The organism is Streptomyces sp. NBC_00090 (genome assembly GCF_045160815.1).
GTDB lineage: Bacteria > Actinomycetota > Actinomycetes > Streptomycetales > Streptomycetaceae > Streptomyces.
In genome coordinates this window covers 2,017,809-2,029,404 of record NZ_CP108224.1, presented here as the reverse complement: position 1 = coordinate 2,029,404, position 11,596 = coordinate 2,017,809, and the positions used below count along the sequence as shown (strand labels likewise).

14 protein-coding genes are annotated in these 11,596 nt (G+C 72.0%); 6 read left to right on the top strand and 8 right to left on the bottom strand.

From position 1 onward, the window contains the following. Positions 1–102: 102 nt before the first annotated feature. The gene (locus OG361_RS08915; protein WP_405852799.1) at positions 103–771 is read right to left on the bottom strand and encodes a response regulator; all 669 of its coding nucleotides are present in this window, start codon (positions 769–771) and stop codon (positions 103–105) included. A 133-nt stretch (positions 772–904) separates the two neighbouring features. Between OG361_RS08915 and OG361_RS08910 the strand changes: the two genes are divergently transcribed. The 5 genes from OG361_RS08910 to OG361_RS08890 all read left to right on the top strand — a co-directional run bounded on the left by OG361_RS08910 (position 905) and on the right by OG361_RS08890 (position 4,570). Next, complete coding sequence (locus OG361_RS08910; RefSeq protein ID WP_405852797.1) at positions 905–1,888, top strand: Bug family tripartite tricarboxylate transporter substrate binding protein; 984 nt, start codon at positions 905–907, stop codon at positions 1,886–1,888. Next, entirely contained in the window at positions 1,885–2,397 is a 513-nt protein-coding gene (locus OG361_RS08905) for a tripartite tricarboxylate transporter TctB family protein (RefSeq protein WP_405852796.1), read from the top strand. The genes OG361_RS08910 and OG361_RS08905 overlap by 4 nt, the downstream gene beginning before the upstream one ends. Positions 2,398–2,400: 3 nt before the next feature. Then, on the top strand, positions 2,401–3,897 hold the full coding sequence (locus tag OG361_RS08900) for a tripartite tricarboxylate transporter permease (protein ID WP_405852795.1): 1,497 nt from the start codon (positions 2,401–2,403) through the stop codon (positions 3,895–3,897). Positions 3,898–3,905: 8 nt separating this feature from the next. Then, the gene (locus OG361_RS08895) at positions 3,906–4,082 is read left to right on the top strand and encodes a hypothetical protein (RefSeq protein WP_405852794.1); all 177 of its coding nucleotides are present in this window, start codon (positions 3,906–3,908) and stop codon (positions 4,080–4,082) included. A gap of 77 nt (positions 4,083–4,159) precedes the next feature. Beyond that, on the top strand, positions 4,160–4,570 hold the full coding sequence (locus OG361_RS08890) for a DUF6299 family protein (protein ID WP_405852793.1): 411 nt from the start codon (positions 4,160–4,162) through the stop codon (positions 4,568–4,570). 94 nt (positions 4,571–4,664) lie between these two features. On the opposite strand, the gene OG361_RS08885 is transcribed toward OG361_RS08890, so the two are convergent. From OG361_RS08885 to OG361_RS08875, 3 genes are all read right to left on the bottom strand, one after another. Continuing rightward, entirely contained in the window at positions 4,665–5,189 is a 525-nt protein-coding gene (locus OG361_RS08885) for a hypothetical protein (RefSeq protein ID WP_405852792.1), read from the bottom strand. Positions 5,190–5,380: 191 nt separating this feature from the next. Further along, entirely contained in the window at positions 5,381–5,860 is a 480-nt protein-coding gene (locus OG361_RS08880; protein ID WP_405852791.1) for a DUF402 domain-containing protein, read from the bottom strand. Continuing rightward, the gene (locus OG361_RS08875) at positions 5,841–6,764 is read right to left on the bottom strand and encodes a GNAT family N-acetyltransferase (RefSeq protein WP_405852790.1); all 924 of its coding nucleotides are present in this window, start codon (positions 6,762–6,764) and stop codon (positions 5,841–5,843) included. Before OG361_RS08875 ends, OG361_RS08880 begins: the two co-directional genes overlap by 20 nt. Positions 6,765–6,838: 74 nt before the next feature. Between OG361_RS08875 and OG361_RS08870 the strand changes: the two genes are divergently transcribed. Continuing rightward, entirely contained in the window at positions 6,839–7,213 is a 375-nt protein-coding gene (locus OG361_RS08870; protein WP_384571030.1) for a GntR family transcriptional regulator, read from the top strand. Positions 7,214–7,310: 97 nt separating this feature from the next. On the opposite strand, the gene OG361_RS08865 is transcribed toward OG361_RS08870, so the two are convergent. The 4 genes from OG361_RS08865 to OG361_RS08850 all read right to left on the bottom strand — a co-directional run bounded on the left by OG361_RS08865 (position 7,311) and on the right by OG361_RS08850 (position 11,313). Continuing rightward, positions 7,311–8,429, bottom strand: a complete 1,119-nt coding sequence (locus OG361_RS08865) for a DUF5925 domain-containing protein (RefSeq protein ID WP_384571192.1) — start codon at positions 8,427–8,429, stop codon at positions 7,311–7,313. 138 nt (positions 8,430–8,567) lie between these two features. Continuing rightward, on the bottom strand, positions 8,568–9,371 hold the full coding sequence (locus OG361_RS08860; RefSeq protein WP_405852789.1) for a polysaccharide deacetylase family protein: 804 nt from the start codon (positions 9,369–9,371) through the stop codon (positions 8,568–8,570). Beyond that, positions 9,368–10,486 (bottom strand): glycosyltransferase family 2 protein, encoded by a 1,119-nt coding sequence (locus tag OG361_RS08855; RefSeq protein WP_405852788.1) that lies wholly within the window; start codon positions 10,484–10,486, stop codon positions 9,368–9,370. The genes OG361_RS08860 and OG361_RS08855 overlap by 4 nt, the downstream gene beginning before the upstream one ends. Beyond that, positions 10,483–11,313 (bottom strand): glycosyltransferase family 2 protein, encoded by an 831-nt coding sequence (locus tag OG361_RS08850; RefSeq protein ID WP_317601816.1) that lies wholly within the window; start codon positions 11,311–11,313, stop codon positions 10,483–10,485. Before OG361_RS08850 ends, OG361_RS08855 begins: the two co-directional genes overlap by 4 nt. Between the last annotated feature and the right edge of the window lie 283 nt (positions 11,314–11,596).

The following is an 11,596-nucleotide window of genomic DNA, read 5'->3' as shown; positions in this document are numbered from 1 at the left end:
CAGCAAGCTAGCCGCCCGGAACCGTGAAGAAGCCCCTGGAGAGGGCGAGACGGCGATCCTTAGGATCGCTTTAAGGCGCGCGTAAGAAGCCCCTGAGAAAAGTCAGCCCAGCCGTCGGTAGCGGCGTTCCGGGCGGCCCGTGCCTCCGTACCGCAGCGTGATCTCCGCGCGGCCCGTCTGGGCGAAGTACTCCAGGTAGCGGCGGGCGCTCACCCGGGACAGGGAGCCGGCCTCCGCGCACTCCGTCGCCGAGAGGCCCTCCGGGTGGGCGCGGAGGACCGAGTCGACCAGGTCGGCCGTGTGGGCGGCGAGGCCCTTCGGAAGTTCGCGGGAGCCCCGCGGGCGGGTGCCGAAGATCTGGTCCACGTCCTCCTGGCGGGCCTCGGCGAGGTCGTCGAGGCGGTTGCGCAGCGAGGCCACGTGGCGCAGCTGCTCGTGCAGCGCCGCCTGGCTGAACGGCTTGATCAGATAGTGCAGCGCCCCGGCGCGCAGCGCCGAGCGGATCGTGTCCACGTCCCGCGCCGCCGTGATGAAGAGCGCGTCCATGCCCAGACCGGCGGCCCGCAGCTCCCGCAGCACGCTGATCCCGTCCATGTCCGGCAGGAAGACGTCGAGCAGGACCAGGTCGGGCCGGAGCCGCTCGGCCGCGCGCAGTGCCTCGGCGCCGCTGTGGGCGACCCCGGACACCGAGAAGCCCTCCACCGCCGACACATAGCGGCAGTGCAGCTTGGCGACCATGAAGTCGTCGTCCACGACCAGCACTTTCGTCACGCCGTCACGGTAGGTCCCGACCACAACGACCACAACGTCCGTTGATTGCGGAAGAGAGACAGCTTCTTCACGTACGTGCAACATGTGGGCCACCTCACACCCCCGTTTCCCTCCTATCTGAGAGGTGGCACACGTGCGGTTGCGCACCCCCCTGGCTCTCCTCGGGTCGGCGCTGCTGGTGCTCGTCGGTCCGCCGCTGCTCACCAGCGGCAGCGGCTCCGACACCGGCACGCAGATACCCGGCCTGCGCTTCATGGTCCCGAACACCCCCGGCGGCGGATACGACATCACCGCCCGTACCGCGGCCAAGAACGCCGAGGAGGCGGGCCTCACCGGCGACATCGAGGTCTTCAACCTGCCCGGCGCGGGCGGCACCGTCGGCCTCACCCGGCTCGTCGGCGAACGCGGCAACGGCCGCCTCGCCATGTCCATGGGGCTCGGCGTCGTCGGCGCCGTCCACACCAACAAGACCGCGAGGACCCTTGCCGACACCACCCCGATCGCCCGGCTCACCGAGGAGCAGGACATCGTCGTGGTCGGCAAGGACTCCCCGTACAAGACGATCCAGGACCTCCTCACCGCCTGGAAGAAGGACCCCGGCAAGCTGCCGGTCGGCGGCGGCTCCTCGCCCGGCGGGCCCGACCACCTCGCCCCGATGCTGATGGCCCAGGCCGCCGGGATCGCCCCGAAGGACGTCAACTACGTCCCCTTCGACGGCGGCGGCGAACTCCTCGCCTCCATCCTCGGCAACAAGGTCGGCTTCGGCGTCTCCGGCGTCGGCGAGTACCTCGACCAGATCAAGGCCGGCGAGCTCCGCCTCCTCGCCGTCACCGGCCCGAAGCGGGTCCCCGGCCTCGACGCCCCCACGCTCCGCGAAGCCGGCCTCGACACCGAGTTCACCAACTGGCGCGGCATCGTCGCCCCGCCCGGCCTCTCCGACGCCGAGCGCGAGAAGCTCGTCGGCCTCGTCACCGAGCTGCACGGCTCGCCGCAGTGGCGCGAGTCCCTGAAGACCCACGGCTGGAACGACGCCTTCCTGCCCGGCGAGGAGTTCGGCGACTTCCTCACCGCACAGGACCGGCGCGTCGCCTCCGTCCTCAAGGAGCTCGGCCTGTGACCGCGAACACCTCCGTGAAGAACTGGCTGCGCGAGCGCTCCGAGCTCGGCGTCGGCGTCCTCCTCTTCCTCCTCGGCGTCCTCGTCCTCACCGACGCCCTCACCCTCTCCACCGATGTCACCGGCCGCGGCCCCGTCGGCCCCGCCACCGTCCCCCTCGTCGTCGGCTGCGGCCTGCTCGTCGTCGCCGGCCTCCTCACCGTCGACGTCCTGCGCGGCGGCCGCGGCGAGGCCGAGGCGGGCGAGGACGTCGACCTGTCCGAGCCCGCCGACTGGCGTACGGTCCTGCTCCTCGCCGGAGTCTTCCTCGCCTTCGCCGTCCTCATCGGCCCCCTCGGCTTCCCCGTCGCCGGCGCCCTCCTCTTCTGGGGAGCGGCCTACGCCCTCGGCAGCCGCCACCTCCACCGCGACCCGCTGATCGCGGCCGGCCTCTCCCTCCTCACCTACGCCGTCTTCGACAAGCTGCTCGGCGTTCCGCTGCCCGGCGGCCCGCTGATGGGAGTGATCTGATCCATGGATTCCCTGTACTCCCTCATGGACGGCTTCGGGACCGCCCTCACCCCGATGAACCTGCTGTGGGCCGCCGTCGGCGTGCTCCTCGGCACCGCCATCGGCGTCCTGCCCGGCATCGGCCCCGCCATGGCCGTCGCCCTGCTGCTCCCGGTGACCTACGGACTCGAACCGACCGGCGCCTTCATCATGTTCGCCGGGATCTACTACGGCGCCATGTTCGGCGGCTCCACCACCTCGATCCTGCTCAACACCCCCGGCGAGAGCGCCGCCGTCGTCGCCGCCATCGAGGGCAATCCGATGGCCAAGGCGGGCCGAGGCGCGCAGGCGCTCGCCGCGGCCGCCATCGGCCACTTCGCCGGCGGCATGATCGGCACGATCCTGCTCGTCGTCCTCGCCCCGACCGTCGCCGCGCTCGCCGTCGACATCGGCGCCCCGGACTACTTCGCCCTCATGGTCCTCGCCTTCATCGCGGTCACCTCCGTCCTGGGCTCCTCCCGCATCCGCGGTCTCGCCTCCCTCCTCATCGGCCTGACGATCGGCCTGGTCGGCCTCGACCAGATGACCGGGCAGCAGCGCCTCACCTTCGGCTCGCTCCAGCTCGCCGACGGCGTCGACGTGGTCATCGTCGCGGTCGGTCTCTTCGCGATCGGCGAGGCCCTGTGGGTCGCCGCGCACCTGCGGCGCACGGCGGGCGAGGCCATCCCCGTCGGGCGGCCCTGGCTGGGCAGGGACGATGTGAAGCGGACCTGGAAGTCCTGGCTGCGCGGCCCGCTGATCGGCTTCCCGCTCGGCGCCATCCCGGCCGGCGGCGCCGAGATCCCGACCTTCCTGTCGTACGTGACGGAGAAGCGGCTCTCGAAGCACAAGGACCAGTTCGGCAAGGGCGCGATCGAGGGGGTGTCCGGACCCGAGTCGGCGGCCTCCGCCTCCGCCGCCGGGACGCTCGTCTCGATGCTCACCCTCGGCCTGCCGACGACCGCCGTCGCCGCCGTGATGCTCGCCGCCTTCCAGCAGTACGGCATCCAGCCCGGCCCTCTGCTGTTCGAGCGGGAACCCGAGCTGGTGTGGGGCCTGATCGCCTCGCTCTTCGTCGGCATGGTGCTGCTGCTCGCCCTCAACCTGCCGCTCGCGCCCGTCTGGGCGAAACTGCTGCGCATCCCGCGCCCGTACCTCTACGCCGGCATCCTCTTCTTCGCCGCCGTCGGCGCGTACGCGGTGGGCGGCGAGGCGCTCGACCTGGTCATCCTGCTCGTCATCGGGCTCATCGGCCTCGGGATGCGGCGCTACGGCCTTCCGGTGCTGCCGGCCGTCATCGGCGTCATCCTCGGCCCGGCCGCCGAACAGCAGCTGCGCCGCGCCCTCCAGATCAGTGACGGGTCGCTGACGGGCCTGGTGAACACCCCGTTCGCGATCACCGTGTACGCGGTCGTCGTGATCCTGCTCGCCTGGCCGCTGCTGAGGAAGGTGATCACGAGCCGCCGTCGCGTGACGGTCTGACAGACATCGTGATCCGTCCGGCGGTCGCCGCCGACGTGCCCGCGGTGAAGGCCGTGATCGACGCGGCCTTCCATCACCAGAAGCTGTACGAGCGGTACGGCTACGAGGCCGTCGAGCGCCGCGCGGACGGACCGTACGATCGTATCCAGTACCGAAAGCGCCTCAACTCGCCCCCGATGGAGTGAGTTTCGGACATCGAGAGGCTTGATCCGGTATCCCTGGCGGGCAGCACCATCCCCCACACCCCGAAGGGACCCCGCTCATGCGCGCCCGAATCGCCCTCGCCGCAGGCGCCCTGCTCGCCGCCGCCGTCGCCCCCCTCGCCCACGCGGGAGGGCCCGACGGCCTCTCCGTCGACGGATACGGAACCGTCGCCGCCGACAGCACGGTCACCCTCTCCGGTACGTACCGCTGCCTCGACGACAGCGCGGGCCCCGTCTTCGTCAGCTCCACCCTCGTCCAGGGGAACCGTTCCGCCGGAATCGGCGGCAGCCGGGCCGTCTGCGACGGACAGGTCCACGAGTGGGTCAACAGCTCGGTGGTGAAGGACCCGGCCTACAAGCCGGGCGCGGCCCGGGTCGAGGCCACCCTCATGCAGCTCACGGCCGGCGGGATGGGGCTGCCGACGCCCGGCTTCCTCGCCGTGGAGGAGTCGGACGTCGAGCTGTACTAGGGCGTGTGTCGAAAGTCCGGCGCTACTTTCGACACACGCCCCAGGGAGCTTCGTCCGGCCGGCCCGCGCGCCGGGTGCTGCGGGCAGGCGCACGTCAGGCGGCGCGGCAGAGCGTCGCGGGGTCGGCCGGGAGCGAGGCGCGGGCCACGCTCGTGTGCACAGGGCGAGCGGTGCCGAGGGGGGCCGCGGCCCGCGAGCGGTTCCGCGCGAACACGACGAGGCGCAGGACCGCGAAGCGCGCGACTCCGGCGAGTGCGGAGGCGGACAGGTAGACGACCTGTTCGAGCACCGCGCCGGGTGACGCCACCAGCTGCTGCAGGGCGAACATCGCCGCACAGGTCACCACGTACGCGGCCGCCGCGGACCCGGCCGACTGGGCGTGCTGGCGCCAGGTGGCGCGCCCGCCCGCGCCGAAGGTGAAGCGGGCGTGCAGCTCGGTGGCGAGGAGTGTGGAGACCACGCTGACCAGGGCGTTGGCCAGGGCCCAGGGAATCCAGGAGGCCAGGGCTGCCACGGCGAAGCCGGCGGTGAGCCCCACCCCGCCGCCGCAGAGCACGTAGCGGGCGAAGGCGGCGGAGGCGCCGGGCGCCGTCTGATCCTGGTGCTGTGCTGTCTCCATGATCCGCCCCTTTTGATGGCTCGCTCCCCGTGAGACGCGCACCCCTCAGGCCTGTGGGGCAGAGGAGTGCGCGGCTCGTGGTGCCATCATGGCACATGTATGGCGCCATCGCGAGCCATTCGTGGCGCCGCTGGTGTCGCCAGTGGCGCCATGTCGGGGAAGTGGTCGTCCGTGCCCCGCACGGAGCGGTGTCAGCGCAGCAGGTCCAGCAGGCCCTCCCGGCCGAGTGCTTCGAGCTCGTCGAGGGCCACGACCGCGCGGGCCGCCGCCTCGGGGTCGGAGGCGGCCAGGCCGCTCGCCGCGAACTCGTCCTCGTCGAGCCGCAGCACCTCACTGCCGTCCGCGGAGACCCACAGGTCCAGGTCCAGGTCCTCGACGACCACCCCGCCCCCGTCGATCTCGGCGGGCCGGGTGATGTCGCAGTACCAGCCCTTGAGGGTGCCGTCGCCGGTCCACACCTCCTTGACCGTGTACCAGCGGTCGGGCCAGTAGTGCTCCACGAAGACGTCACCCGGCTCGAACCGTACGAAGCCGAAGTCCCGCACCCCCTCGGCCGCCCACGGGGCGCGGACCGAGAGCCGGCCGCCCTCCTCCGTGAGGACCTCCGCCGGATAGCGGATCTTCGTCCGCCCCGCCTTCACCAGGGTGATCTCAACCGATCGTCCGGACATGCCGTACCTCCACCGCGCCGATCTCGTAACCGAACCACTTGTTGATCGCCAGCATCGGTTCGTTGCCGGCGTCGTTGCTCGTGAACGCCTCCGTGCACCCCGCGGCGCGGGCCCGGTGCAGGGACGCGTTCTTGGCGAGCTTCGCGAGCCCGCGGCCACGGAAGGCGGGCGCCGTACCCGTCATTCCCGAGTTGTACCGGCCGAGCCCGTCCGTCTGCGCCGCGCTGAACGCGGCGGGCACCCCGTCCACCACCGCGACCGTCGTCAGTGCCCGGTCGTGGAGGGGATGGTTCCAGGTGGTCTCCCGCCAGTGCGCGTAGTCGTCCAGCGAGGCCCCCACGTCGCTCGGCTCGTCGGCGGTCGTCACCGCGTCCAGCTCGAAGATCGGCCGCGGATCGGCCGCGAAGTCCTCGGCCGGCAGCAGTTCGACACCGGCCGGCGGCTCCTGGAGCGGCGGCAGTTCGGCCGTCGTCAGGTCGAGGCGGAGGAAGTGGGCGGAACGGCTGGGGGCGTAGCCGCGCCGCTCGGCCCACGCGCGGTCCTCCGGCGTGTCCATGACCCAGCTGTACAGGGTCCGCGCGCCCTGCTCCGCGAGGTGCTCCTCGGCGGCGCGCAGCAGCGGCGTCCCGGCCCCGCGCCCCTGGTACGCCGGGTCCACGTACACGTTGACGGAGCCGATGCCCGGCTCCGGCGCGTCATGGGCGATCCGTACCTGGGCCGTCCCGATGATCAACCCGTCCTCGGTCACCGCGACCAGCGGACGCACATGGCCGTCGGGATGGGCGTGCGCCCAGTCGAACGCGAGCTGCTCGGCGGTCACGAGCATGAAGGGGACGGCGGCGCGACGGACCCGGGCGAAACCCTCGGCGTCCTCGGCCCGTACATCACGGACGATCACAGTCATGTGCCCGCACGCTACGGGCGGAGGGTGCGCCGCCGCCTCCCATTTTCCCGCGGGGTGGGGGCAGAATCGGCGGGGTGACACTCACCATCGTCGTGGACCACGACTCCACCACCGCTCCGTACGAACAGCTGCGTGCCCAGATCTCGGAGCGGGCCCGGTCGGGCAGACTGCCGGTCGGATTCAAGCTGCCGACGGTACGGGGACTCGCGGAGGAGCTGGGCCTCGCCGCGAACACCGTCGCCAAGGCGTACAAGGCGCTGGAGGCGGACGGAGTGATCGAGACGCGCGGCCGCCACGGGACCTTCGTCGCGGCGGCGGGCGACGCCGCGACCCGCCGGGCCGCCACCGCCGCCGCCCAGTACGTCGAGGAGGCCCGTCGCCTGGGCCTCAGCCGCGAGGCGGCGGAGGCGGCGATGAGCGAGGCACTGCGCGCGGCCTACGACAACTGACCGTCTCCTCGGCGACGGCCGACGGGGCTCCAGCGGCCGGCGGGCTCCAAGTGGCCGACGGGCTCCAGTGGTCGGCAGGTTCCAAGTGGCCGACGGGCTACAGGTACAGGCCCGCCCCCGCCGTGCGCGGCTCGGGGAGTTCCGCCGGGGGAGTGCCGCGCCGGAGCGCGAACAGCTCCGCCAGCGTCGCGCCCTCGCGCGGCACGCCCTCCTCGCGTCCGAGCCAGGAGACCGACTCCGCCCGGGTCAGCGGCCCCACCTCGATGCGGGCCAGACAGCGGCCCGGGCGGACCACGGCCGGGTGGAGCCGCTCCAGGTCCTCGTTGGTGGTGACCCCGACCAGGACGTTGCGCCCCTGGCCGAGCAGACCGTCCGTCAGGTTGAGCAACCGTGACAGGGCCTGACCCGCCGTGTGCTTCGCCTCGCCCCGGATCAGCTCGTCGCAGTCCTCCAGCAGCAGCAGCCGCCAGCGCCCCTTCGCCGTGCCCTCGTCCTCCCCGATCGCGATGTCCATCAGATAGCCGACGTCGTTGAACAGCCGCTCCGGGTCCAGGACGCAGTCCACCTGGCACCACTCCCGCCAGGACCGGGCCAGGGTCCGGAGCGCGGAGGTCTTGCCGGTCCCCGGCGGCCCGTGCAGCAGCAGGAGCCGGCCCGCGATGGACTCGGGCGTCACCTTCATCAGCCGGTCCATGGAATCGGCTACGGGCGCCGAGTAGTTGGGGCGCACCTCGTCCCAGGTCCCGGCACTGATCTGGCGGGTCGTCCGGTGCGGCCCCCGCCGGGGTGACACGTACCAGAACCCCATCGTCACGTTCTCGGGCTGCGGCTCCGGCTCGTCCTTCGCGCCGTCGGTCGCCTCCTTCAGGACCCGCTCCGCGAGCTCCGCCTCCGAGGCCGTGACGGTGACGTCCGCGCCCCGGTTCCAGCGGGAGATCAGCAGCGTCCAGCCCTCGCCCTCGGCGAGCACCGCGCTGCGGTCGTCGTCCTTCGCGGCCCGCAGCACCCGCGCGCCCGCCGGGAGCAGCGTGGCCTCGGGCTTGACCCGGTCCAGGGTGGTGCTGTGCGAGTGGGGCTGCTCGCCGGTCGCGAAGCGGCCGAGGAACAGCGCGTCGACGACGTCCGACGGCGAGTCGCTGTCGTCGAGGTTGAGCCTGATCGGCAGCGACCGCTGCGGTTCGGACGGTACCGGTGGGGTGTCAGCCATGGCGCCCATGATCCGGCAACCGGGCATTCCGTGCACCGTCTTTTGAACGGGGCGTCTCCTCGGGTCACCGGTGCGCGGTATCCCGTTCGCCCGTGCGTGGTACGGGAGCAGGGCCGGGGCGGGAGCGCGCCGCGACCCCCGTACCGCTCAGATCCAGTGGCCCCGCGCCGCTCCCCGGGCGCGCCGCGCGAGCGCGTACCCCTTGGTCATGGCCCGGTCCGCCGCGAAGTTCCGGGCGATCGCCCGGCCCTCCACGAGCCGGGTGAACTCCTCGACGTCCGTCGACCGGCGCACGGTCACCCGCTCCAGCGCGTACGGACCCTGCCGCCGTCGGGCCAGCGTGTTGCCGACGGCGAGCGCCTGGGCGAATCCGGCCTCCCGGACGGTACGCCGGACCCGTCGGCTGGAGTACCCGTACGGGTACGCGAAGGAGACCGGGGCGCTCCCGAGCTCCTCGCCCACGATCTCCCGGCAGCGCAGTGTCTCGAAGCGCAGCCGCCGCGCGTCGAGCTGGTCGAGCTGAGGATGGGTGTGGCTGTGGCCGCCGATCTCCGTTCCCGCGTCGGCCAGTTCACGCACCTGCTCCCAGTCGAGCATGGTGTCGAGCGCGCCGCCCTCGTCGTGCTTTCCGCGCAGCCAGCCGGTGGAGACGAACACGGTGCTCGCGAAGGAGTGCTTCGCGAGCACCGGAAGCGCGTGCCGGTGCACACCCTCGTAGCCGTCGTCGAAGGTGATGAGGAGCGGCCGGGCGGGCAGCGGCGCCCCGGTGCGCCAGGCGGCGGCGAGCCCCGCCGTGGTGAGCGGGGTGAATCCGCGCTCGGCGACCACCTCCATCTGCGCGGCGAAGGCCTCGGGGGTGACCGAGAGCCCCAGGGTGGCGGGAGCCGGATCCCGGTCGACGGCGTGGTACATGAGGATGGGCACTGCCCTGGTGGGGTCGGTCCCGGTCATCGGGCCGCTCCTTCGGCGAGTCCGGTGGACCCGGCCTCTGTCGGAGTCCCGGCCTCGACCTCGACCTCGGCGGTTTCCTCGACCTCGACCTCGGCGGTGATCTCTGCCTCGGTCACGTCTCGTTCGATCGGCTCCCAGGAGAACGTCGGTCCGTCCCGCCGGGCCCGCAGCGTGCCCAGCGCGTAGCCGCCGGCCGCGACCGTCACCCCGGTCACGATCGCCACGGCCCGCCCCGCGCCGCCCGACCGGCCGCGCAGCGCGTCGCCCATTCCCCGCAGGACGCCCGCAGGCAACACCCTTGTGGTGTAGCGCCGTTCGGACTCCAGACCCTTCTGGGCACCGACGCTCTGCGCGACGAGCGCCTTGGAGAGCCCCTCGGCGTAGACCCGGGTGCGGAAGTAGCCGAAGCGCTCGCGGGCGGCGGGCACCTTGTGGTGGATGACCGCCCGGTCGTCGATGAGCAGGATCGCTCCGGGCAGCGCCTTGGCGAGCCGGATGCACAGCTCGGTCTCCTCGCCGCCGAGGGGCCGCCGGTTGCCGTCCCGGCCGATGCCGGTGGCGAAGCCGCCCGCCGCGTCGAAGGCCGTACGGCGGAAGGAGGCGTTGCCGCCGAGGACGTTGCGCACCCGGACCCGGCCCGGGGGCAGGCCCCGGTACGTACAGCCGACGACCCAGTCGAACTCCTCGGGGAACCAGGCCGGGCGGCGGCCGGAGGCCCACGCGGGCAGGGTCCGGCCACCGACGGCCATCACCCGCGGGTCGTCGTAGGCGGCGGCGAAGTGGTGGAGCCAGTCCCGCTCGGCGACGGCGTCGTCGTCGAGGAAGGCCACGAACTCGCCGCGGGCGGCGGCGATTCCGGTGTTGCGGCCGGAGGAGAGGCCGCGGGGGCCCGCGTTGGCGAGCACCCGCACCTCCTCATGGAGCCGCTCGTCCGCGTACTCCTCGGTGAGCCGTGCCAGGAGCCGCTCGTTGTGGTCGACCACGAGCAGCGTCTCCAGCGCCGGCAGCGACTGCTTCCGCACGGAGGCGACGGCGGCGAGGATGTCCTCCCACCGCTCCTCCGTGTAGACACAGATCACCACCGAGAAGCCGTGCGGGGACGTGCGGTCGTTCAAGACACCTCTCCCCGGGGGACGTTGACGGAGAACGCGGCGGGGCGGCGGCGGGCCGCCTTCCGGACGCCCTTCTCCTTCAGGATGACCTTGAGGACCCGGATCCCGTCGCGCACGGCGTTGAGGTTGCTCACGCCGTGGATGCGCAGGTACTCGTGGCTGGGCACTTCCTGGACCTTGAGGCCGGCCTTGACGACCCGGATGTTGATCAGGGTCTCGATCTCGAACCCGGTGCAGTCGAGCGTGACCTTGTCGAGGCAGTGGCGCCAGAAGGCGTTGTAGCCGTAGCAGAGGTCGGTGTAGCGGGCGCCGAACTTGCGGTTGACGAGCGTGCAGAGGGCCCAGTTGCCGAGCCGGCGAATGGTCGTCATGTCGTCCGTGCCGCCGCCGTTGGCGAATCGGGAGCCCTTTGCGAAGTCGGCGCCGCCGACCAGGGCGGAGACGTAGGAGACGATCTCCTGGCCGTCGGCCGAGCCGTCGGCGTCGACCATGACGATGATGTCGCCGGTGCAGGCGGCGAAGCCGCTGATCAGCGCGTCGCCCTTGCCCTTGCCGACCTGCTTGACGACCTTGACGTCCGGCCAGAGTTCGCGGGCGACGTTCACGGTGTCGTCGGTGGAATTTCCGTCGACGAGGACGACTTCGTGGATCCATTCCGGCAACGTCTTGAAGACGTACGGAAGATTTTCGGCCTCATTCATCGCGGGAATGACAACACTCACGGGCGGAGTGATCGCCAAATGCGAAGTGATGGCCCGGTACTGGGCCGCTATTCGACTCGGCTCGGTCATTTCTTGGCCCGTAGTGGCCGGGCGCAGGAACGAGCTCATGGGTCTTGAATCCCTCTCGTCCGGTGGGCCGCCCACCCCTTGGGCGGTCCGATGGTGTGTCCGGTTCGAAAGGGGGGTTCTCGCCCCGCCCGCACAGGAATGATCTCCGTGCGGGATCGGCGAGTTGGCATGACTGGCCGCGCGGTACCCGCGACTCGGCGCACGTTCGAACACCGAGCACGGCACCCCCCTACCGCGCCCCACCCCGGTACCATCGCGACGCTAGAGCCCTCCCCTGAGCCGCTGTGCATGGTGGACCGGTGCGGGTGAGATGTACGACGGT